18 protein-coding genes and 1 pseudogene are annotated in these 20,354 nt (G+C 58.9%); 14 read left to right on the forward strand and 5 right to left on the reverse strand.

The genetic code is table 11. The annotated features are described in order from the left end of the window. Position 1 precedes the first annotated feature (1 nt). From RA26_RS08180 to RA26_RS08195, 4 genes are read left to right on the forward strand one after another with little or no spacing between them, the layout of a single operon-like run. Positions 2-1,213 carry a restriction endonuclease subunit S gene (locus RA26_RS08180; protein WP_193747601.1) on the forward strand — a complete coding sequence of 404 codons (1,212 nt, stop codon included), beginning with the start codon at positions 2-4 and terminating at the stop codon, positions 1,211-1,213. After that, the gene (locus tag RA26_RS08185; protein ID WP_039182490.1) at positions 1,210-1,779 is read left to right on the forward strand and encodes a hypothetical protein; all 570 of its coding nucleotides are present in this window, start codon (positions 1,210-1,212) and stop codon (positions 1,777-1,779) included. The genes RA26_RS08180 and RA26_RS08185 overlap by 4 nt, the downstream gene beginning before the upstream one ends. Positions 1,780-1,788: 9 nt before the next feature. Further along, positions 1,789-2,925, forward strand: coding sequence for a DUF4268 domain-containing protein (locus RA26_RS08190; protein ID WP_039182491.1), 1,137 nt, complete (start codon positions 1,789-1,791; stop codon positions 2,923-2,925). Continuing rightward, the gene (locus tag RA26_RS08195) at positions 2,925-6,008 is read left to right on the forward strand and encodes a type I restriction endonuclease subunit R (RefSeq protein WP_039182493.1); all 3,084 of its coding nucleotides are present in this window, start codon (positions 2,925-2,927) and stop codon (positions 6,006-6,008) included. The genes RA26_RS08190 and RA26_RS08195 overlap by 1 nt, the downstream gene beginning before the upstream one ends. Positions 6,009-6,257: 249 nt before the next feature. Here the strand turns inward: RA26_RS08195 and RA26_RS08200 are convergent, their stop codons facing one another. Further along, positions 6,258-6,530, reverse strand: a complete 273-nt coding sequence (locus RA26_RS08200; RefSeq protein ID WP_052272353.1) for a pyocin activator PrtN family protein — start codon at positions 6,528-6,530, stop codon at positions 6,258-6,260. An 89-nt stretch (positions 6,531-6,619) separates the two neighbouring features. On the opposite strand from RA26_RS08200, the pseudogene RA26_RS23160 reads away from it, so the two are divergent. After that, positions 6,620-7,209: pseudogene (locus RA26_RS23160) on the forward strand (IS66 family transposase); the annotation flags it as partial. 65 nt (positions 7,210-7,274) lie between these two features. On the opposite strand, the gene RA26_RS08210 reads toward RA26_RS23160, so the two are convergent. Next, the gene (locus RA26_RS08210; RefSeq protein ID WP_241482608.1) at positions 7,275-8,576 is read right to left on the reverse strand and encodes a tyrosine-type recombinase/integrase; all 1,302 of its coding nucleotides are present in this window, start codon (positions 8,574-8,576) and stop codon (positions 7,275-7,277) included. 275 nt (positions 8,577-8,851) lie between these two features. On the opposite strand from RA26_RS08210, the gene dusA reads away from it, so the two are divergent. From dusA to RA26_RS08230, 4 genes are all read left to right on the forward strand, one after another. Beyond that, positions 8,852-9,847 (forward strand): tRNA dihydrouridine(20/20a) synthase DusA, encoded by a 996-nt coding sequence (gene dusA, locus RA26_RS08215; RefSeq protein WP_039182498.1) that lies wholly within the window; start codon positions 8,852-8,854, stop codon positions 9,845-9,847. An 87-nt stretch (positions 9,848-9,934) separates the two neighbouring features. Further along, the gene (locus RA26_RS08220; RefSeq protein WP_039182501.1) at positions 9,935-10,789 is read left to right on the forward strand and encodes a sulfite exporter TauE/SafE family protein; all 855 of its coding nucleotides are present in this window, start codon (positions 9,935-9,937) and stop codon (positions 10,787-10,789) included. A 4-nt stretch (positions 10,790-10,793) separates the two neighbouring features. After that, the gene (locus RA26_RS08225) at positions 10,794-11,591 is read left to right on the forward strand and encodes a hypothetical protein (protein ID WP_039182504.1); all 798 of its coding nucleotides are present in this window, start codon (positions 10,794-10,796) and stop codon (positions 11,589-11,591) included. Positions 11,592-11,631: 40 nt separating this feature from the next. Further along, a complete protein-coding gene (locus RA26_RS08230) occupies positions 11,632-12,072 on the forward strand; it encodes a DUF4265 domain-containing protein (protein ID WP_039182507.1) in 441 nt (146 codons plus the stop codon). A 173-nt stretch (positions 12,073-12,245) separates the two neighbouring features. Here RA26_RS08230 and RA26_RS08235 read toward each other — a convergent pair whose 3' ends face one another. From RA26_RS08235 to ccmI, 3 genes are read right to left on the reverse strand one after another with little or no spacing between them, the layout of a single operon-like run. Continuing rightward, positions 12,246-12,479, reverse strand: a complete 234-nt coding sequence (locus RA26_RS08235) for a DUF1289 domain-containing protein (protein WP_039183385.1) — start codon at positions 12,477-12,479, stop codon at positions 12,246-12,248. Positions 12,480-12,482: 3 nt separating this feature from the next. Continuing rightward, entirely contained in the window at positions 12,483-12,956 is a 474-nt protein-coding gene (gene ruvX / locus RA26_RS08240; RefSeq protein WP_039182510.1) for a Holliday junction resolvase RuvX, read from the reverse strand. Then, entirely contained in the window at positions 12,953-14,188 is a 1,236-nt protein-coding gene (gene ccmI, locus RA26_RS08245) for a c-type cytochrome biogenesis protein CcmI (RefSeq protein ID WP_039182513.1), read from the reverse strand. The genes ruvX and ccmI overlap by 4 nt, the downstream gene beginning before the upstream one ends. Positions 14,189-14,376: 188 nt before the next feature. Between ccmI and RA26_RS08250 the strand changes: the two genes are divergently transcribed. From RA26_RS08250 to RA26_RS08270, 5 genes are all read left to right on the forward strand, one after another. Next, positions 14,377-15,621: a sarcosine oxidase subunit beta family protein gene (locus tag RA26_RS08250; protein WP_039182516.1), complete on the forward strand. Its 1,245-nt coding sequence runs from the start codon at positions 14,377-14,379 to the stop codon at positions 15,619-15,621. A gap of 33 nt (positions 15,622-15,654) precedes the next feature. Further along, the gene (locus tag RA26_RS08255) at positions 15,655-15,996 is read left to right on the forward strand and encodes a sarcosine oxidase subunit delta (protein WP_019295426.1); all 342 of its coding nucleotides are present in this window, start codon (positions 15,655-15,657) and stop codon (positions 15,994-15,996) included. Between the two features lie 49 nt (positions 15,997-16,045). Beyond that, complete coding sequence (locus tag RA26_RS08260; protein ID WP_039182519.1) at positions 16,046-19,078, forward strand: sarcosine oxidase subunit alpha family protein; 3,033 nt, start codon at positions 16,046-16,048, stop codon at positions 19,076-19,078. Next, positions 19,071-19,637 (forward strand): sarcosine oxidase subunit gamma, encoded by a 567-nt coding sequence (locus tag RA26_RS08265; protein ID WP_039182523.1) that lies wholly within the window; start codon positions 19,071-19,073, stop codon positions 19,635-19,637. The genes RA26_RS08260 and RA26_RS08265 overlap by 8 nt, the downstream gene beginning before the upstream one ends. Positions 19,638-19,823: 186 nt before the next feature. Then, entirely contained in the window at positions 19,824-20,258 is a 435-nt protein-coding gene (locus RA26_RS08270; RefSeq protein WP_039182526.1) for a hypothetical protein, read from the forward strand. Positions 20,259-20,354 lie beyond the last annotated feature (96 nt).

Genomic DNA, 20,354 nt, shown 5'->3' on the forward strand with positions numbered 1-20,354 from the left:
AATGGTCCATCTCGAAGATGTTGCAACAGAAATAACCGTTGGCCATGTCGGATCAATGGCGAACGAATACATTGAAGATGGCGTTCCCTTCCTGCGTTCATTGAACGTGCTGCCGCATCGTATAGAGACATCGGAAATCAAGTACATTTCTCCCGGCTTTCATGGGAAACTCAAGAAGTCAGCCTTGAAACCTGGCGATGTTGTTATCGTTCGGACAGGGAAACCTGGGACCTGTGCAGTAATTCCTGGAGACCTGCCCGTTTCCAATTGCTCCGATCTGGTGATTGTTCGCTGTGGCCCGGAGTTGCGTCCAAGGTTTCTTGCATACTGGGTGAATACGATTGCGCGGGATCATGTCGCCTCTCATGTGGTCGGCGCTGTGCAGCAGCATTTTAATGTCGGCTCGGCCAAAAAAATGCCCATTCGATTGCCGGATCTTAGGGTGCAGGATGACATCCTTTCAATACTCGGGGCGCTGGATGACAAGATCGAGCTGAACCGCAAGACGGCGGCAACCTTGGAGGAGATGGCGCGAGCGCTGTACCGGTCGTGGTTCGTCGATTTCGACCCCGTCCACGCCAAAGCCGCAGGCCGCGCCCCAGCCCATATGGATGCCCAAACCGCGGCTCTCTTCCCTGACAACTTCGGCGAGGATGGCCTGCCGGAGGGGTGGGTGTCAGAAACAGTTGGGGACCTGTTCACCCTTCAAAGGGGCTTTGATCTGCCAAAGAAGAACCGTGAGGACGGGCCTTACCCGGTGCTCGCGGCCGGAGGTCACCATGGGACACACAAAGATTTCAAGGTGAAGGGGCCAGGGGTCACCACCGGCCGAAGCGGCGTGATCGGGGAAGTGTTCCTGGTTCTGGAAGATTTCTGGCCGCTGAACACATCTCTTTGGGTAAAAGAATTCAAGAAATGCTCGCCATTCTTTGCATACTTCTTCCTGCAAACTCTGGATTTGAAGGCTTTGAATTCAGGCTCGGCAGTGCCTTCCTTGAACCGAAACAACGTCCACAATCTGGCTGTAGGCACACCACCTTCCGACGTCATTTCATCTTTCGACAACTTGGTCTCCCCTATGTTTAATCGCATACAGGCGGCAACCAACGAAAGCCAAACCCTCGCTACCCTCCGAGACACGCTCCTGCCGCGTCTGATGTCAGGAGAATTGCGTGTTGGAGAGGCGAAAGAGCAGGTGGGGGAGTTTGTATGATGGATAATCTGCCGTTCGACAAAGTCTTTGCCAAACAAGATGGGCAAGCCGAGCGCTTTCCGGGTTTCCTATTGGAAGATCACGGAAAGCACACCCGTGCTGAGCCCAAAGTACTTGCTTGGGTCTATGCAGAAGCAACGCTTCGCACCATCGATTTCGGATTGGAAAATCTGGACACGCCAGAAGCCGGATATCCCGCATTGTTCATGGCACGGCATACGGTGGAGCTATACCTCAAAGGGCTGGTTCCAGATTGGGAAACCCAAAAGCCCAAAGGCAAGAACCGGCACGCGATTGATTACTTGAAAGAAATCCTGTCGGAACAGTTGAAGCGAGACTACGATGAACAGGAGGTTCAAGCCCTGTCAAAGTTCTTGACGCAGTTTTCGAAGCTCGATCCAAAGTCCATGGCTTTCAGGTATCAGGATGGTGCGGTTGTCAGCCTCAGGGATGATCCATTGTCGGATCCTGAAATCTGGATTGATTTCCAAGCGCTAAAGCAATCACTCTCAATGATATTTGAAGCCCTTGATAAAATTTGGGGCAAGCAAAATTCCAAGGCTTAAGTCAAACATATGTTCCAGGTAGACCTTTCCAAGAACCGTATTCAAAAGCTTGAAGAAAGAAGATTTTCCGACCTCAATCTGCGAGAGCGCGAACACCTCCAGGAATGGCTGGCCGGGCAGCCGGATGCGCTTGGAGAGGAGCTCCTGATCATCCAAAAGGAGTTCGACGGTTTCGCCGACACGCGCGAACGGTTGGACCTGCTGGCGCTCGACAAGGATGGGCAGTTGGTGGTGATTGAAAACAAGCTGGACGACTCCGGCCGCGACGTGACCTGGCAGGCGCTGAAATACACCGCCTATGTCTCAGGGCTAACCAAAACGCAGATCATCGACATCTACCAGCAGTACCTGGACCGGTATTGCGGGGGCGGAAATGCTGCGGCGCAGATCTGCGATTTCCTTGACGTTGAAGAGCTTGGAGAGGTCATCCTGAACCCGGGTAATGACCAGCGGCTGATCTTCATTGCTGCCAACTTCAGGAAGGAAGTCACCTCGACCGTGCTCTGGCTACGCGAGCATCGTATCGACGCACGATGCTTTAAGGTCGTGCCGTATGTCTTTGGAGAAGAACTCTTTGTTGATATCCAGCCGGTGATCCCGACGCCTGAGGCCGCGGATTTCATGATTGGAATGGCAGAGAAAGAAACCGAGGCGCGGGGCGCGCACGGCGAGCAGAAGACCCGCCACAAATTGCGTCGCGAGTACTGGGAAATGACCTTGGAGGCTTTGAAAGAAGCAGGGGACACGCTGTATCAGAACATCAGTCCCGGCAAGGATCACTGGTTGAGCGCTGGGTCCGGTGTAAGATCCTGTCACTATGCGATGATCTTTGGAAAATCGGTGCTTCGGGTGGAGTTTTCCTTTGCTCGCGCCGTTGCCGAGGAGAACAAATGGCTGTTCGACCGCCTGATCCAGAAAAGGGATCAGATCGAAGCGGATTTCGGGCACAAGATCGAGTGGCTGAGGTTGGACGACAAGAAGGCTTGCCGGCTTCAGTATGAAGTCCCTTGTGACGGGTTCAATCGAGAGGAATGGCCCAATCACATCGCCTGGCATGTTGATCACATCCAAAAATGGGAGAGGGCGTTGAGAGGTCCTCTGGCTGAGGTTAATCAGGCCCTGAAAGCAAACGGTGGTGTTTCCTGATGGCCTGGGCGACCGAAGCGGACCTTGAAGCGGTCTTCATGGAGGACCTTGGGGCGCTGGGGTATTCCTTGCATCATGGCTCCGAAATTTCGCCAGAAATGCGAAACCCAATGCGGACGAGCTTTCGGGAAACGTTTCTTTTGCCGGTTTTTTTCGATGCCCTGAAACGTCTAAACCCGGAATTGCCCGATGCCGCGGTGCAAGAGGCTGCAACACGAGTTCACGACGTGGTCTTTGCCACCGATGTTGTGCAGGAGAACCGGCGTCTGCATGACCTTCTCGTCAACGGTGTGGCTCTGACGTATTTCGCGGATGGTGAAGAACGCAATACACGCGTTCAGGTCGTCGATTGGGAAAACCAGAAGAACGATTGGCGCGCCGTCAATCAGGTGGACGTGGTTGGGAAGAACCCTCGGATCCCGGACGTGGTCCTGTTCCTGAATGGCTTGCCGTTGGTCGTTGTCGAACTTAAGGGGACGGAAGGGGCGGAGATTGATGCTGCCTATCGCCAGATCGACACCTACAAAGAAGATATCCCCGATCTCTTTCGCACAACTCTTTTGACGGTCATTTCGGATGGGCTGAGTGCCCGCTATGGCTCGCTGTCGGCTGGGCTTGATCGGTTCATGCGATGGCGTACCATCGACGGCGAGACTATCGTCGAAGAGAATACGGCGCTTGCCCTCCAAACTCTGACACAAGGGCTTCTGAACCCGCAAACGCTTCTGGATCTGCTGCGCTGGTTTGTAGTGTTCGAAGATGACGGTAAAGGACCGATCAAGAAGATCGCCGGCTATCATCAATTCCATGCTGTACGGAAGGCCATCCATACGATTTTGACCGCTCAGGGAGGAGATGGCAAAGGCGGTGTCATCTGGCACACCCAAGGGTCCGGTAAATCCCTTCTGATGACTTTCCTCGCGGGGCGCGTGATGCGGCATCCTGGTCTTGAAAACCCGACCCTCGTCGTTCTAACTGACCGTAATGACCTGGATAATCAGCTCTTTGCAACCTTCGGTCGATGTAAGGATCTGTTTGGCGAAGACCCGGTCCAGGCTGACAGTGTCAGTGATCTGAAAAACCTGCTGAACCGTGAAGTAGGTGGCGTTGTTTTTTCCACGATACAGAAATTCCGGCCGGAAAAGGGTGAGGTCTTTCCAGAGCTGACGAACCGTTCCAACGTCATCGTCATGGTCGATGAAGCGCACCGAACACAATACGGGTTCGAGGCGAAGATGAAGAAGGAGACAGGGGAAGTCCGTCATGGCCTCGCTTACCAACTTCGCCAGGCGCTACCCAATGCCGTTTACATTGCCTTCACAGGAACACCTGTCGAGTTGGTGGGAGCTAACACAAGGGGTGTTTTTGGCGATTACATTGACGTTTATGACATCGCCCAAGCTGTCGAGGATGGGGCGACGGTTCCAATCTATTATGAAGCACGCGTTGCCAAGGTAGAGTTGGACGAGGAACTTTCCGGGGAACTCGACGAGGAATTCGACGAAGCCACCGAAGCAATGGAAGAAAGTGAGGCGGCGGCGATCGCTCGAAAATGGTCGCGTGTCGAAGCACTTGTAGGGGCTGACAAACGCCTGGATACGGTGGTCGAGGATGTACTGGAGCATTTCGACGCGCGGCTTGCGGCAATGGACGGCAAGGCAATGATTGTCTGCATGAGCCGACGCATCTGCGTTGAAGTGTATAATAGGATCGTGGAACTAAGACCTGATTGGCATGGAGACACTGACGAAACTGGTCAGGTCAAAGTCATCATGACTGGGAACGCAACTGATCCTGCGGAATTCCGGCCCCATATTCGCTCGAAGTCCCGCCAGGAAGCGATCAGGAACCGCACAAAGGATCCGGCTGATCCGCTGAAACTCGTCATCGTCCGTGACATGTGGTTGACCGGATTTGATGCGCCCTGCATGCATACCCTTTATGTCGACAAGCCCATGCGTGGGCATGGCCTCATGCAGGCTATCGCCCGGGTGAATCGGGTATTTCAGGACAAACCCGCCGGGCTGGTCGTTGACTATATTGGTATCGCTGCGGAATTGAAGTCCGCGCTCGCCCACTACAGTCAGTCTGATCAGCAACAGACAGGGATCAGTGAAACCGAAGCCGTCGCCGCTTTTCTGGATGCGCTCGACGTGGCGCGTACCCAGTTCCATGGCTTTGACTATTCTCAGGCCCTGGGGGGGACACCTGCTGAGCGGCTTCGCGTACTACCGGGCGCTCTCGATCACATTTTGCAAAAGGACAGACTGGGCGAAGGCGGTGTTGTAAAGCGTTTCAACGATACCACTGCGGCCCTGGTAAAGGCCTTCAAACTCGCTTCAGGCAGTCCTCAGGCTACCGAACACACGGAAGAAGTAGCCTTCTTCTCTGCAGTCAGGTCAGGTCTCGAGAAGGTTGGAGCCGGGCCGGTAGCGCGGTCTTCCAGGAATCCGGATTTTGCAATTCAGCAGCTTGTGAATCGGGCGATTGCGTCAACGGAAGTCGTGGATGTCCTGGAAGCCTGCGGCTTCGATCGCCCTGACATCAGCGTTCTGTCTGATGCCTTCATGATCGAAATCCAAAACATGAAGCATAAGAACCTGGCGGTGGAAGCGCTCAAGAAGCTCTTGAATGGTGAAATCACGGCGAAGACAAGAACGAATATCGTTCAAAGAGAGGAGTTTTCTTCACGCTTGGAGCAGGCGATTGCCAAATACCACAATAGAAGTGTTGACGCCCTTCAGATCCTTCAGGAACTAATTGAAATTGCTAAGGACTTGCGTGATGAGCCCGATGACGGGCTGACCGCTGAAGAAAGGGCATTTTATGATGCGCTGGCGCAGAACAACAGCGCGGTTGAAGTCATGAGCAACGATGAATTGCGGGTCATCGCATCAGAGCTGGTCAAGACTGTGCGGAAGAATTCGGGTACGGATTGGTGGCGCCGGGACAATGTACGGGCCAAGATGCGCATTGCCGTAAAAAAAATCCTACAAAGGCATGGATACCCGCCTGATCTTGCATCTGAAGCTGTGAAGACTGTTCTTCGCCAGGCCGAGGCCTTGGCAACCGAGATAAATTGATCGGCAGAGGAGGCTAAGCAAAAGGCCCCGCAAATGTGTGGGGCCATCTGTGTGTGCGAAGCGTCATTTCATTTGAGCAAAGCCTCCTCCTCGGCCGAGTAAAACGTCTCCTGCGCGGCGGGAACTGGAGATCGATCAGTTGCGCCAAATCGGGGAGAATGTCATCGTCTATCAATGTCCTCAGTTGTAGAACACAAGACTTGATCTGACATTTCTGCTCTTTTGACGGCTCGTAGAGGAATTGACAGATCACATTTGATCCATCTCTGCCCACTGGTCCTGAAAACGGGTAGTCTCGGTGGCATGCCTTTCGTCAATAAAGTTGGCGAAATCCGTCAGATGGATGAATCTCTGCGCCTTCTGGCTGTTCTCATCGAGGCTGAAATAGGGAATCCGGATCTCGCCGCCGTCGATTTTCTGTTTCAGCGTGTCGGGCTTGTATCTCCAGTAACCGGCCGCAGCTTCGAGCGGGATGACCGGATCAGCGCCAAAGCGGGCCAGCAGCATGTCGATTGTCTTCATTGGGTTCTCCGTCTTCTCTTCAGATGTGAAGAGGAATTCGGTCCGCGGCCGGAAATTAAAAATGCGGTTTGTTTGGTACCGGGTAAGGGGGCTTCGGCAGACTCTACGAACCGAGCGCGGACGGCAGCAGCCAGTGTTCCGGGAGGCGGCGTGATGGGCGCATCTGAGGCGTGACTTCCATGATGTCTGGGAGGCGAGCAGGTCGGAGATCGTAGGGGAGGCCCCCGACCGGAACGGCAAACTCTGCGACGCTGAACAGGAGATCTCCGGTCAGCCCGCCGAGCTGCGCAAGCCTGCGCGTCAACAGAACTCCGGACTCCTGATCGGGGCCTTCAAGGCGTGGGTTGAGCCCCAGCTTGCGCGCATTCCGGGAAAGGGCGATCTGGCCAAGGCCTTCCGGTATGGGGTGTCCCGCTGGCCCTCCTTTGCACTCTTCCTGTAGGACGGGTGCATCGGCATCGACAAAAATCCGGCCGAGCGGTCCATACGCCCGATCGGGATCGGTAGGAAAAACTGGCTCTTCGCAGGATCCGACAGCGGCGGGGAAACTCTGGCCCGCGCCATAACGCTCGTCGAGACCGCGAAGATGATTGGTGCCGATCCGCAAGCCTGGTTGGCCGACGTGCTCGACAGCATCCACGATCACAAGATCAATCGGATCGACGAGCTTCTTCCATAGAATTGGACGCCACTGGTGTAATCCGTGGTATCAACCGGTCGGTTACGGTACCGGTCGCCCGGGGATTACTTCTCGGACGCATTGTCCTCAGGCAGGCATTCGCACATTTCGAGGACACGTTCAAACCAAGGCCAGTCGGCAAATTTGTCACCTGACTCTTCGACGTGCTCGTAGCGATACAAACATCCGCCGTTCTTGTGGCCAGAGATTTTTGAGACAAACGCTGCTGGCATACCCATTTCAAAAAGCCGACTGATGGCCTCGTGCCTCAAGTCGTGGAAGCGCAGGCCTTCGACGCCAACCTTGTCTCTGTGACGGCGATATGCGGTGCCGACCGATTTTGCATTGAAAGGAAAGATGTACTCCGAGGTTCTGGGCATAGCAAGAATGATCGCCAGCGCTTCTTTGGACAGTGCGCACCATACGTCATTCCCCTTTTTCCTCCGCGGGTGTTTCATATCGCGGACCAGAATTTTGCAACTCGCTTCGCGCAGGTCGTCCCAGCGCAAGCGGCAAATTTCACTCAATCTTCGAGCGGAAAAAATTGCGAACACTAAAAGGACCGCAACAGGAAGTTTTTGGCGACGGTTGCTGGCAAGCGAGCTGAGAATCTTGTCAAGCTCACCCAGTTCTGGGCGCCTTTCCCTTTCTTCCGAACGTGCAAGGATCTCATCCTCCCAGAGAGTTTCCATTGCCAGTGTAACGACCTCGATCGGGATGAGAGTCCCGCGGCGTTGAGCCCATTTCAGGGCGGAAGCCAAATGCGTCATATAGCCGGCGACTGTTTGCGAAGTTCGTTCCTCGTTTAGAAGTTCCTCCGCGAATTCATAAAGCTGTTGCTGGGTCAGCGTAGAAACCCTTGTCTTGCCAAATTCGTGCTTTTTTATGAACTCGAGGTTTTGTTTGGCAGAGCGCCCGAGCTCCCTTCCGCGTTTGAGCCGATCGGCAATCACGTCTGCGATCGTTTTCTCCGTGAGGACTTTGATTGGAAACCCATGCAATTCGATCACCGCCAGCTTTTTGTCCCGCCACTCTTTAGCGTTCTTCAGATGGCGGAAGGTCTTGCACAGGCTGTGCTGCTTCCCATCTACCCGGCGGCGGATCTGAACGCGATAGGTTTTGCGGCCTCCGGATGTGACCCGTTCGGCGATGTAAGGTTCCACTTTTGGCTCTTTCGTGCCTTTTTTCTTTGAGGCTTTTGCTGGGCTTGGCTCAGCCTTTTTCTGTGTTGCTGTCGGTGTACGGTCTTGCACGGGTGTAGCCGCAAAGGAAAACGGCTGCGCGGCATGTTGCGCGCCTTGGTTGGCGCCACGCTGTGCAGCGATTGTGGCAAGCATGTTGTTTGTGCTGTCGTCGATACTGGTCATCTTAAAAGGTTCCTTCTTCGGTGGTGCGAAGAGGAAGTCGGTTCATCCCAGAAAAGTTTGCTGGGGTTTGATTGCCGATTCCATCGGTGCAGTCGGAGACCAGGGGGGGCGGTTCCCGGGGGTGGCGGAATGCCCGGAAGGGGCGGTGTCCTGTCGGCTCGAGTGTGCTACACGGTAGCAATCCAGAATCGAAAATCGCCAAAAACCCGGAGAAATACCCGGAAATCCGGGGGAATTTTGCTACATGGCTGTCAGGGTGAAGTGAGGCTAACGCATTGAAAAGTAACGCACAAAAAGCGGCGCGTTTGAGCGTGGCGCCCATGATGGACTGGACTGACCGGCACTGCCGCAATCTGCACCGGCTGCTGAGCCAGCAGGCGCTGCTGTATACCGAGATGGTCACCGCGCCGGCGCTGGTGCGGGGCGGTGCGCTGCATCTCTTGGACTTCAACGCCGAGGAGCATCCGGTGGCGTTGCAGCTGGGCGGCTCCGATCCTGCCGAGCTGGCAGAGGCCGCGCGGCTGGGGGCGCAGGCGGGCTATGATGAGATCAACCTCAACTGCGGTTGCCCCAGCGACCGGGTGCAATCCGGTGCCTTTGGCGCGGTGCTGATGCAGACGCCGGAACTGGTGGCGGATTGCGTGGCGGCCATGCGCGAGGCGGTTGAGGTCGAGGTCACCGTTAAGTGCCGCATTGGAGTGGACGAGCAGGAGCCGGAGCAAGTGCTTCCGGATTTCCTGGAGAAGATCCGTGAAGCAGGCTGCCGGCGCGTGACCATTCATGCCCGCAAGGCCTGGCTGCAGGGGCTGTCGCCCAAGGAGAACCGGGACATCCCGCCGCTGGATTATAATCTGGTGCACCGGATGAAGGCGGCCTTTCCGGATCTGCATGTCTCGATCAATGGCGGCATAGCCACGCTGGCAGAGGCGAAGGCGCATCTGGACCAGGGCCTTGACGGGGTGATGGTGGGACGTGCGGCCTATCACCAGCCTGCGGATGTTCTCTGCGCGGCAGACCCTGAGATTTACGGCATCGGTGCCGCCAGCAACCCGGCCGATGCTGTGCGGCAGATGCTGCCCTATATCGAGGCCTGCCTTACCGGAGGCGCCAAGCTGAACCAGATCACCCGCCACATGCTGGGGCTGTTTGCGGGCAAGCCCGGCGCGCGCCAGTGGCGGCGGATGCTGTCCGAGGGCGCCTGCCGGGCGGGTGCAGGTCCGGATCTGGTGCTGGAAGCCCTGGCGCAAGTGGAGAGCCGCGCGGCGGCGTGACGCGGCGCCTCACGTGCGAGTGTCTTGTGCAAGAGGGCTGCGGCCGCTAACCCTTTGCCGCAGACGCAAAAGCCCGAGGTTCCTCTGATGACTGATCCTGCTGTGACCGCAGCCTTGCTGCCAGAGCCCGCTCTGCTGATGCAGATGGCGGCTCTGCTGGTTGTGATCGGCGGTTTTGCCGGTGTTCTGGCCGGGCTGTTGGGTGTCGGCGGCGGTATCGTGCTGGTGCCCGCCTTCTTCTACGCCTTCCAGACCCTGGGTTATGGCGGAGATCAGCTGATGCAGATCTGCCTGGCGACCTCGCTGGCAACCATCATCGTGACGTCACTGCGCTCTGTCATGAGCCACAACAAGAAAGGTGCGGTGGATTGGGAGATCCTGCGCAGCTGGGGGATCGGCATCGCCTTGGGCGCCGTGGTGGGCGTGCTGGCGGCTTCTGCCCTGCGCTCCACCGTGCTGCAGGGGGTCTTTGGCGGTCTGGCGCTGGTGATTGGCTTCTACCTGGGGCTGGGCCGCTCCGAATGGCGGCTGGCAGAGGCGATGCCCAAGGGAGCCAAGCGTATGGCGCTGTCGCCGGCCGTTGGCTTCCTTTCGGTGCTGATGGGGATTGGCGGCGGCAGTTTCGGAGTGCCGCTGATGACCCTGCACGGGGTTGCGGTGCACCGGGCGGTGGCGACCGCCGCCGGGTTCGGCGTTATTATCGCAGTACCCTCGGTGGCCGGCTTCTTGCTCTTGGAGGTGGATCCGGCCACGCGGCCGCCCTTCACCATCGGGGCGGTCAATCTGGTGGCGTTCTTCATTGTGATCGCGATGACGCTGATTACAGCGCCTTGGGGAGTGAAGCTGGCCCATGCAATGGACCCCAAGCCGCTGAAGCGGGTGTTCGGGGCGTTTCTGGTGCTGGTGGCGCTTAATATGCTGCGCAAGGCTTTCGGGTACTAAGAGAATGAAAAAGCAGTTCGAACAGTTTCAGGACAAGGGCTGGGTTCGCTTTGCCCAGGACCCGCAAGTGGCGGAATGGGCGGCGGATGCACTGCAGTATGGGGTGACGGCGCTGGACGACCCGGCCTGTGCAGAGTGGTTCCAATGCGAGCGCACCTGGTTCATCGGTGTCGATGCCTTGCCGAATGATGCCTCAGGCAAACTGCCTGACGGACCGCCGCTGGCGGGCGCGCCTATCGATTTCATCACCCATCAACTCGGGCCCATTCCGGACCTGCACCGTGCACAGGTGTCTTCCGTGTTTCCCGGCTACCCGCGTCCGCGGCCGGGCGAGGGCGAGGCGGCCTTCCGCTACCGCATCAAACGCGACGCTGCGCATGTGGACGGCGTGAAAATGTACGGCGAGCACCGCCGGCGCAAAGTGGAGGAGCCGCACGCCTGGGTGCTGGGCATCCCGCTGAATGAAAGCAGCCTTGATGCTTCGCCCTTGGTGATCTGGGAGGGCAGCCACCGGATCATGCGCCGTGCCTTTGCCGCTGCCTTTGAGGGGGTGCCGCAATCGGGCTGGGCGGATGTGGATGTGACCGATGCCTATACCGCCGCCCGTGCCGAAGTGTTTGAGACCTGCCCGCGGATTACAGTACACGCCAAGCCCGGCGAGAGCTATCTTATGCACCGTCTGTGCCTGCACGGGGTTGCGCCCTGGGGCGAGGGGGCAAGCGCGCCGGAAGAGGGTCGGATGATTGCGTACTTCCGCCCGGAGCTTGCGGATTGGACCAAGAAATGGCTGGCGGAGGGCTAGGTGTAAGCTTGTCCAAACTTGGATGCGGATGGAGTAATCGTTGGAAAAAGCAACCATTGAACTCGATCAAGACGACTGGCACGGCTATTCCACGGAGAGCGTTTGGGTGTCCGAGGTTTCCACGGGAAAATACAGGGTCGAGAATATCCCCTTTTTTGCGAAAGGGCTGAGTTTCCGTGACATCGTTTCCGTGAGAGAGATAGACGACCTGCTTATCGTTGATAAACGTCTTAGAAGCGCAAAGGGCTCGACTTACCGTATCCTTCCGGCCAAAGGCGGTTCCAAGAACGTTCTGAACCAGCTCTTGACCGCATTGAACGCAGCCGGCTGTGCTTATGAGCACGGTGATTTTGGATTCGACCTTTATGCTCTGAACGTTCCCGCAGGTGTGGACGTGCATAAGGTTTATGCGTTGCTCGAAGCTGGCGAACAAAGCAAGGTCTGGGACTTTGAAGAAGGTGATTGTTCCCACGACATCTGAAGTCAATTGTGTCCCCGATGACACAGTCGCGCTTGGAGTACCCTCTGCCAAGGAAGGTGAACAGCGCTTCTTTAAGAAAGGTCAGCATTGCTGCCGAAATGTTTCGCGCGCGAAACATTGGGTCAGCACTTATTCCGCATGATTGACAAGCGGTTACCTCACCGTGCGCCGCGTTAGCTGCGTTTTAACCTCGCGCCGCGGCCGCCGCGGCGCTTGACCAGTTTGCTGGCGCGGGCGGGCAGGTCGTTCATGATGGTGGCGCGCTCCTCGTTGGTCATCTTGGACCAGTCGCGGATTTCGTCGATGGAGCGGTAGCAGCCGGTGCAGATGCGGGCCTCGGGGTGGACGACGCAGATCTTGATGCAGGGGGACTGGATTTCGTCCCGTTTCCAAACGTCGTCAGTCATCATTCACCCGTTCTTCAAATGCCGCATCCGGTCCAATGCGCCCTGGAGAATATAGGAGGCCGCGACGTGATCGATAACCTCTGCGCGGCGTTTGCGTGTCGTATCTGCTTCAAGAAGCGCTTTTTCTGCCGCCACGGTACTGAGGCGCTCGTCCCAGAAGCTGATCGGCAGATCGGTGAGCTGGCCAAAGTTTCGGGCAAAGGCGCGGGTGGACTGGCAGCGGGGGCCTTCGGTGCCGTCCATGTTGCGGGGCAGGCCCAGAAGGATGCCGCTGATGTCGCGTTCCTTGATGATTTCCAGCAGACGTGCCGCGTCTGTAGAAAACTTCTTGCGCTTTACGGTTTCCAGGGGCGTTGCAACGGCACCGATACGGTCGGAGACCGCGACGCCGATGGTTTTAGTGCCCAGATCCAGCCCCATCAGCGCGTTCATCGGCGGCAGGGCGGCGGCAAAGCCTTCAAATGCGTCGTAGATCATTCTGCCAGTCCTGCCTGCGCGGCGATGGTATCCAGAAGTGCCAGGGCTTCGGCGTCAGCCTCAAAAGCGCCGCGGGCCTCGTCATAGACAGTGCGGGCGCGCTCAGTCTCGCCAAGCACGGACAGGGCGCCGATCAGGCGGGCCCATTCCTCGGCGCTGCCGCCCTCGGTTGCCAGCCGGTCGGACAGGCGGGTGACCATACCGCGGATCATCTCCTGCTGCTCTTCGGGGCTGAGTTCGCTGGCGCCAGCCATGTCTTCGGCGCTGGGGCCGGGCAGGGCGGGGGCGGTGCCGCCGGGGGTGATCGGGCGGTATTCGACACCGGCGCGGAAGGCCATTTCCTCGATCTGGCCCTGAATGCCCTTGACCCACAGGGCATCCGCTGGGCCGTCGCGCAGGGTTGCAGCCCATTCGCGGTAGGCGAGGTCCGGGCGGCCGATCTGGCCCAGCATCAGGCCCCAGTAATAGCGGGCAGGCCCGTGGCTGGGATCAATGGCGCGGGCTTTTTGCAAGTCTGTCTGCGCCTCTGGCGACACGTAGCCGCCGGCCGCCATGATCTTGAGTTCGGCCAGTTCAGTGAAGTCGCGGGCGTTCACTTTGCCCTCGGCCAGACGGATATAGTTCGTCTTGGCCTGATAGGCGGCCTTGAAGTTGCCGAGGTTGGCCTCGTGCTGGGCCAGCAGAGCCTGGCCGCGGGCATCATCTTCACGCTCGCCTGCGGTCTTGCGCAGTTGTTCGACCAGCTTGAGGTAGCCCTCTTCCACCTCGGGGCGCTGGATAGCCGGAACATCGGCCTCAGCCTCAATCTGCGAGGGGCGGTTTTCGGCGCGCTCGCCTGCCAGGCGGATACGGTCCTGCAGGCCGAGGTCGGCGTAGCCGGGCGCGCCCAGCTGCCAGTACAGGCCCAAAGTGCCGCCGGTGATCAGCAGCGCAGTGGCAATGGCAAAGCCCAGCGACAGGGCGCGGGGCTGGGACGGGCCGGACTTGCGCTTTTGCAGCTGCGCGTCAGCGGCCAGAATGCGGCGCGAGATCTCGGTTCGGATGCGGTCTGCGTCGGCTTCGGCGATGACGCCGCGGGCCAGATCCTTGTCGACTTCGCGCAATTGCTGTCGGTAGACACGCAAATCGTAAGCCGCGGCAGGTTCGCCTTGCTCACGGGCGCGAATGATGATCATTGCCAGCAGCAGCGCGGCTGCAAAGGCGATTAGGGCGGTGACTGTCCAGAAAATCATGCCGTCTCCGAAGTTTGGTTTTCATCTATATGCGGGGCGGGGCGAACAAAAGGGCCAATCTGCCGCGGGATGCTGCAATGCGTCATTTCGATATGTCGCAATAACGCAGAAACAGGGCGATAAACGGCACTGGTCAGCCATGCGTTTCGGGCATACCCGCTATCAGACACGAACCATCGGATTCGCTCATGAAACGCTATTCAGTCTTTGCTGTTGCGCGGGAAGCCCTGCGCTATCACACCGGATGGGAGCGCGCCTGGCGCTCGCCGGAACCCAAACGCCACTACGATGTCGTCATCGTGGGTGCGGGCGGGCATGGCCTCGCCACTGCCTACTACCTGGGTAAAAACTTCGGCATTACCAATGTCGCAATTATCGAGAAGGGCTGGCTTGGCGGCGGCAATACGGGCCGGAACACCACCATCATCCGCTCGAACTACCTGCAGGATCCCTCGGCTGCGATCTATGAAAAAGCGCGCAGCCTGTATGAAACCATGTCGCAGGACCTGAACTACAACGTGATGTTCAGCCCGCGCGGCGTGATCATGCTGGCGCAGACCGAGCATGAGATCCGCGGCTACAAGCGCACCGCGCATGCCAACCAGCAGCAGGGTGTGCAGACCGAATGGATCAGCCCGGAGCGGGTGAAAGAAATCGTGCCGATCATCAACCTGCACGGTCCCCGTTACCCCGTGCTGGGCGGCCTCTATCAGGAACGCGGTGGCACCGCCCGTCACGATGCCGTGGCCTGGGGCTATGCGCGTGCGTGCTCCGACATGGGCATGGACATCATCCAGAAATGCGAAGTCACCGGTGTGCGCACCGAGAACGGCCGCACCGTGGGTGTCGACACAACCAAGGGCCCGATCGATTGCGACAAGATCGGTATGATCGTTGCCGGTAATGCTTCGGTGCTGTCGGAAATGGCGGGCTTCCGTCTGCCGATGGAATCCGTTGCCCTTCAGGCGATGGTGTCCGAGCCGATCAAACCCTGCATGGACGTGGTTGTGATGGCCAACACCGTGCACGGCTACATGTCCCAGTCCGACAAGGGCGAGATGGTCATCGGCGGCGGCACCGACGGGTTCAACAACTACACCCAGCGCGGTTCGTTCCACCATATCGAGGAAACCGTGCGCGCCCTGGTCGAAACCTTCCCGATGGTCAGCCGCCTGAAGATGCTGCGCCAGTGGGGCGGTATCGTGGATGTGACCGGCGACCGCTCGCCGATTATCTCCAAGACCCCGGTTCAGAACTGCTTCATCAACTGCGGCTGGGGCACCGGCGGCTTTAAATCCATCCCGGGTTCGGGCTGGGCGATGGCAGAGCTGATGGCCACTGGCCATTCGCCGCTGACTGAGGAGTTCTCGATCAACCGCTTCAAAGAAGGCAAGTTCATCGACGAGAGCGTCGCCGCCGGTGTGGCGCACTAACGCCGCAAAATTCAATACTGTGGAGCAAGCACAATGCTGATCCTTGAATGCCCCTATTGCGGCGTCAAAGCCGAAGAAACCGAACTGGCCGCGGGCGGCGAAGCGCATCTGAAGCGCTATGGCCCCGGCTCCTCGGATGATGAGTTCCATGACTACCTGTTCATGCGCGAAAACCCCAAAGGCGTTCACTTTGAACGCTGGCGCCATGCCAATGGCTGCGGCAAGTGGTTCCACGCCGCCCGCTGCACCATGACGCTGGAGGTCTTTGGCACCTACACCGCACAGACCAGCGTGCCGACGCAGGAGATCCTGGACAAGATCGCTGCCAAACGCCCTGGCTGGACCTGGCGCGAATTTGCGGACGGGAAGAAATGAACCTCCGCCTGATTGAAACACCCGCTTTTCTCTTGAAAGGTCTGCGCCCATGAGCACGCGTCTTGCCAAACACGGCCGGCTGATCGACCGCTCCAAACAGATCGCCTTCACCTTCAACGGCAAATCCATGCAGGGTTTTGCCGGCGATACCCTGGCGTCCGCTCTGCTGGCTAACGGCCAGGTGATGATGGGCCGCTCGTTCAAATACCACCGCCCGCGCGGCGTCGTCGCATCGGGTTCGGAAGAGCCCAATGCCCTGATGCAGCTGGGTGTGGGCGACCGTTACGAGCCGAACCAGCGCGCCACCACGACCGAGCTGTTCGCCGGTCTGACCGCACAGTCGCAGAACCACTGGCCGAGCCTGGAATTCGACGTTCTGGCGGTGAACAACAAGCTGTCGCGTTTCCTGACCGCCGGCTTCTACTACAAGATGTTCATCCACCCGCGTCCGCTGTGGAAACACGTGTATGAGCCGATCATCCGGAAGTCCGCAGGTCTGGGCGCAGCGCCTGACAAGGAACTGAAGGACGCCGACACCTACGAGCACTTCTACTTTTTTGCGGATGTGCTGGTTATCGGCGGCGGTGTTGCCGGCCTGCAGGCGGCCAAGGCGGCTGCTGCGTCGGGTGCCAAGGTTCTGGTGCTGGAGCAGAACAACTTCTGGGGCGGCCGCGCACCGGTCGACGGCGGCACCATCGACGGTGAAGCGCCCGAGGCCTGGATCGAAAAGACCCTGGCCGAGCTGCGCGGTATGGACAACGTCACCCTGCGCGACCGCTGCATGGGCTCCGGTGTCTATGACCACGGGTATGCCCTGGGTTATGAGCGCCTGACCGACCACGCGCCGGGCCAGGGCGGCCCGCGCCACCGCCTGTGGCGGATCCGCGCCTCCCAGATCGTCACCGCAACCGGTGCGATCGAACGTCCGCTGTCCTTCGCCGGCAACGATGTTCCCGGCGTGATGCTGGCAGCCTCGATGCGCGACTATGTGGTGAACTGGGGCATCAACCCGGGCCAGAAGGTCGTGGTCGCCACCAACAACGACGATGCCTACCGCACCGCGCTGGTGTTGCATGACGCTGGCGTCGAAGTGGTGCGTGTGGTCGACACCCGCGAAACCGGCGGCGGCGCGCTGATGGAAGCGGTCCGCGAAAAGGGTATCCGTGTTGAACTGGGCCGGGCCATCGCCAAGGTGAAGGACGGCAAATGCGTGACCGAGGTCGCCATCTGCGCCCAGAACGGTGAAGGCGGCGCGCGCGAGACCGTGCAGGCTGACGCTGTTGCCATGTCCGGCGGCTGGTCGCCGGTGGTTCACCTGTGGTCCCACTGCGGCGGCAAGCTGATCTGGGACGAGGTGAACGCCAACTTCCGCCCCGATGCCTCCCGTCCGCCGCTGGGCGACAATGGCCAAGGCTTTGTGGTTCCGGCAGGTGCCGCAAACGGCGAGTTTGGCCTGGGCGCGCTGCTGGAAGATGCAGCGGCGGCTGGTGCCAAGGCGGCTGAAGCGGCGGGCTTCCCGGCGAAATCCGTGGCGGCTGCCAAGGGCGAGTCTGAGGCGGAAGCGCAGATGGAGGCGGTCTGGCTGATGCCTGCCAAAGCCGACATCAAGCTGCGCATGAAGTCCTGGCTGGACTATCAGAACGACGTGAAAGTGTCGGACGTGCAGCTGGCGGCACGCGAAGGCTATGAGAGCGTCGAGCACACCAAGCGTTACACCACGCTGGGTATGGCGACCGACCAGGGCAAGCTTTCGAACATCAACGGCCTGGCCATTCTGGCCGACAGCCTGAACTCGGAAATCCCGCAGGTGGGCACCACCACCTTCCGTCCGCCGTACCATCCGATCTCGCTGGGCGCGATCGCTGGCGAGGCTCGGGCCGAGATCTTCCAGCCGGTGCGCAAGACACCGATTGCCGACTGGCTGGACAAGAACGGCGCGGATTGGGAACCGGTTGGCCAGTGGCGCCGCCCGTTTGCCATCACCAAATCGGGTGAGGACCGTCATGCCGCGGTGAACCGCGAGGTGAAGAACACCCGCGAGAACCTGGGCCTGCTGGACGCCTCGACTCTGGGTAAGCTGGTGGTAAAAGGCCCCGACGCAGGCAAGTTCCTGGACATGATGTACACCAACATGATGTCCACGCTGAAGGTGGGCAAATGCCGTTATGGCCTGATGTGCACCGAGAACGGCTTTTTGATGGACGACGGTGTGGTTGCCCGCATCGACGAGGACACCTTCCTGTGCCACACCACCACCGGCGGCGCCGAGCGCATCCACGGCTGGATGGAAGAGTGGTTGCAGACCGAATGGTGGGACATGAAGGTCTATGTCGCCAACGTGACGGAGCAGTATGCCCAGATCGCCGTGGTCGGCCCCAACGCCCGCAAGGTGCTGGAGAAGCTGAACGCGGCAGCAGGCGGCGGCATGGATGTCTCGAAAGAGGCGCTGCCTTTCATGGAATGGCGCGACGGCAAGATCGGCGAGTTTGACGCCCGTGCTTACAGGATCTCCTTCTCGGGCGAGCTGTCCTATGAGATCGCGGTTGCGGCCTCGGAAGGCCAGGCGTTCTGGGATGCGCTGATGGACGCAGGCAAGGAATTCGGCGTCATGCCTTACGGCACCGAAACCCTGCACATCCTGCGGGCCGAGAAGGGCTTCATCATGATCGGCGACGAGACCGATGGCACCGTGATCCCGCAGGATCTGGGTTTGCATTGGGCACTGTCCAAGAAGAAGGAAGACTATCTGGGCAAACGTGCGCAGCAGCGGTCGCATATGGTTGATCCGGAGCGCTGGCAGCTGGTTGGCCTGGAAACCGTCGACGGTTCCGTGCTGCCCGATGGTGCTTATGCACTGGGTGAAGGCGTCAACGCCAATGGCCAGCGCAACATGATCGGCCGCGTGACCTCGACCTACCACTCCGCGACCCTGGGCCGCGGCATCGCCATGGGCCTGGTCAAGCATGGTCCCAAGCGCATGGGCGAAGTGATCGAATTCCCGGGCACTGACGGCAAGACCTATAAAGCCAAGATCGTTGATCCGGTCTTCTATGATAAGGATGGAGAGAAGCAGAATGTCTAAGGCTGTTTCCGTACTGAACGGCACCCGTTTCTCGGGTCTGGCCACCGTCGAGGATGCCGGCCTGCAGGGCATGATCACCCTGCGCGGCGATCTGGGGTCGAAAGCGCTGAAGGCGGCTGTCAAAGCCGCCACCGGCGCCGAGGTTCCGGCACAGGGCTCCATCTCGGTTGCCGAAAACGGCGCCGCGGCTTGGATGTCCCCGGACGAATTGCTGCTGCTGGTTCCCTTTGAGGATGCAGTTGCCAAGACCGCGGATGTGGCCGAGGCGCTGAAGGGCGAGCACGCGCTGGCAGTGAACGTCTCCGACGCCCGTGCCTTTTTCCGCCTTTCGGGCGAGGGCGCGCGCGAGGTGCTGGGCAAGGTGAGCCCGGTGGACTTTGATGCTGCGGCCTTCAAGCCCGGCCAGTTCCGCCGCTCGCGCCTGGCACAGGTGGCTGGCGCCTTCTGGTTGAACGAAGACGGCAGCTTCTACATTGTCTGCTTCCGCTCAGTTGGTGAATATGTGTTCAAACTGTTGAGCGCAGGGGCGCATCCGCAAAGTAAAGTGGGTGTTTACTAAAATTCTCACTCGCTTTCTGCTTGTGACGCCTTTGCGCGTCATTTACGGTGCCCTGGAGACCTCCTAGGGCACCGTTTTTTTGGTGGCAGGTCCAGGACGGTTTCCTTTTGCAGCTTTTGCAAGCAGTTGAATTTTTGCCGTTTCCGAGGGGGAGCGGCTGCGTGACGATGTTTCCGGGGGCGCCCAATGGATCTGCTTAAATGCAGTGTCTTTATATTGGTCTGTACGCTTGCAGGGGCGGGTGCCATGGCGGGGCCAAGGGTCCAATGCAGTTTGAACCCAATATCGGGAACTGAGTGGATTCCCCGCGAGGTGAGCATTCATTTCTCCGATGATTTTAGTGTGGCCGAGATCGAAGATTTAGCATTTGTCGTGCCGGTGGTCGCCAAGGTCGAGCGTCACAGCGCGACCTCTTATGCAATGAACTGGGCATTGCCGCGGCTGGCCGTTGCCGGAAATGCGGGGATGCCCGGGCCGCGGTTCCGGGCTGTTTTGAATACCTCAAACCTGAAGATGAGCATTCAGGCCGTCAGGAAAGGCCAGGACGGTTTGCCGCCTCGCGGAAGCGGCCACTGCAAAGTAGATCAAGGCTTGCCGCTGCTTGCGCAGAACGAGGGTTGACCTGAAAGCCTTCCGGCGATTGGGCTTTCTAGGAGTGCGCTGAACTGGCACCGCTTAAAAACCAAATCTTTTTTACTGACGCAGGAAAGCGCTTGC

It is taken from the genome of Leisingera sp. ANG-M7 (assembly GCF_000813965.1).
Lineage (GTDB): Bacteria > Pseudomonadota > Alphaproteobacteria > Rhodobacterales > Rhodobacteraceae > Leisingera.

Excerpts from the sequence above, each read along its gene's own strand:
- RA26_RS08180 (WP_193747601.1), top strand. The coding sequence starts at position 2 with ATGGTCCATCTCGAAGATGTTGCAACAGAAATAACCGTTGGCCATGTC.
- RA26_RS08185 (WP_039182490.1), top strand. The coding sequence starts at position 1,210 with ATGATGGATAATCTGCCGTTCGACAAAGTCTTTGCCAAACAAGATGGG.
- RA26_RS08190 (WP_039182491.1), top strand. The coding sequence starts at position 1,789 with ATGTTCCAGGTAGACCTTTCCAAGAACCGTATTCAAAAGCTTGAAGAA.
- RA26_RS08195 (WP_039182493.1), top strand. The coding sequence starts at position 2,925 with ATGGCCTGGGCGACCGAAGCGGACCTTGAAGCGGTCTTCATGGAGGAC.
- RA26_RS08200 (WP_052272353.1), bottom strand. The coding sequence starts at position 6,530 with ATGAAGACAATCGACATGCTGCTGGCCCGCTTTGGCGCTGATCCGGTC.
- RA26_RS08210 (WP_241482608.1), bottom strand. The coding sequence starts at position 8,576 with ATGACCAGTATCGACGACAGCACAAACAACATGCTTGCCACAATCGCT.
- RA26_RS08220 (WP_039182501.1), top strand. The coding sequence starts at position 9,935 with ATGACTGATCCTGCTGTGACCGCAGCCTTGCTGCCAGAGCCCGCTCTG.
- RA26_RS08225 (WP_039182504.1), top strand. The coding sequence starts at position 10,794 with ATGAAAAAGCAGTTCGAACAGTTTCAGGACAAGGGCTGGGTTCGCTTT.
- RA26_RS08235 (WP_039183385.1), bottom strand. The coding sequence starts at position 12,479 with ATGACTGACGACGTTTGGAAACGGGACGAAATCCAGTCCCCCTGCATC.
- ruvX (WP_039182510.1), bottom strand. The coding sequence starts at position 12,956 with ATGATCTACGACGCATTTGAAGGCTTTGCCGCCGCCCTGCCGCCGATG.
- ccmI (WP_039182513.1), bottom strand. The coding sequence starts at position 14,188 with ATGATTTTCTGGACAGTCACCGCCCTAATCGCCTTTGCAGCCGCGCTG.
- RA26_RS08250 (WP_039182516.1), top strand. The coding sequence starts at position 14,377 with ATGAAACGCTATTCAGTCTTTGCTGTTGCGCGGGAAGCCCTGCGCTAT.
- RA26_RS08255 (WP_019295426.1), top strand. The coding sequence starts at position 15,655 with ATGCTGATCCTTGAATGCCCCTATTGCGGCGTCAAAGCCGAAGAAACC.
- RA26_RS08260 (WP_039182519.1), top strand. The coding sequence starts at position 16,046 with ATGAGCACGCGTCTTGCCAAACACGGCCGGCTGATCGACCGCTCCAAA.
- RA26_RS08265 (WP_039182523.1), top strand. The coding sequence starts at position 19,071 with ATGTCTAAGGCTGTTTCCGTACTGAACGGCACCCGTTTCTCGGGTCTG.
- RA26_RS08270 (WP_039182526.1), top strand. The coding sequence starts at position 19,824 with ATGGATCTGCTTAAATGCAGTGTCTTTATATTGGTCTGTACGCTTGCA.